General features: G+C 48.0%; 1 protein-coding gene. It reads right to left on the bottom strand.

Annotation, left to right across the window (positions count from 1 at the left end):
- The coding region (locus tag ACWF4Z_RS38420) for an SIS domain-containing protein (RefSeq protein WP_452248124.1) at window positions 1-671 on the bottom strand (671 nt) is incomplete at its 3' end.
- Between the last annotated feature and the right edge of the window lie 58 nt (window positions 672-729).

Genomic DNA, 729 nt, shown 5'->3' with positions numbered 1-729 from the left:
CATACGAAGTAGTCAAGGCCGCGTCCGATGAAGAAAGCGTTTCTGGATACAGTCAGGTATTCACGAGCGATCATTTCCATTTCGTCTTTCTGGTCGCATAGAGCTTCCATTGCGTTTGCAGCGATACCGAGTTCTTTGACGAGGTCAAATCCGATATCAATTCCGTTTTTGTCAGCGGCCACAGAAGCAAGAACCGCAAGAACTGCAATTTGTGCAGTGTATGCTTTCGTTGACGCAACAGCGATCTCAGGGCCTGCATGAAGCAGCAATGTATAGTCAGCTTCACGAGAAAGCGTTGATCCAGGTACGTTTGTGATTGTCAGGGCTTTGTGTCCGAGCGCTTTGACTTGAACGAGAACCGCGCGGCTGTCTGCTGTTTCTCCGCTTTGAGAAAGGAAAATGAAGAGCGGTTTCTTAGACAGAAGCGGCATGTTGTAGGAGAATTCACTCGCTACATGCACTTCAACCGGCACGTTTGCCCACATTTCAATATATTGTTTACCGACAAGTCCTGCATGGTAGCTTGTTCCGCAGCCAATGATATAGATGCGGTCCGCTTCCGCTACAGCGGCAGCGATATCACCAGGCACAGACAGCTTGCCGTTTTCATCTTGATACGTTTGGATGATTTTGCGCATAACAACAGGCTGCTCATCCGTTTCTTTCAACATGTAGTGAGGGTACGTGCCTTTTTCGATATCACTGGCATCAAGCTCAGCAATATAAGAC

It is taken from the genome of Kribbella sp. NPDC055071 (assembly GCF_053608045.1).
The sequence above is the reverse complement of the archived record's forward strand: the minus strand, read 5'-3'. Positions and strand labels throughout refer to the sequence as shown.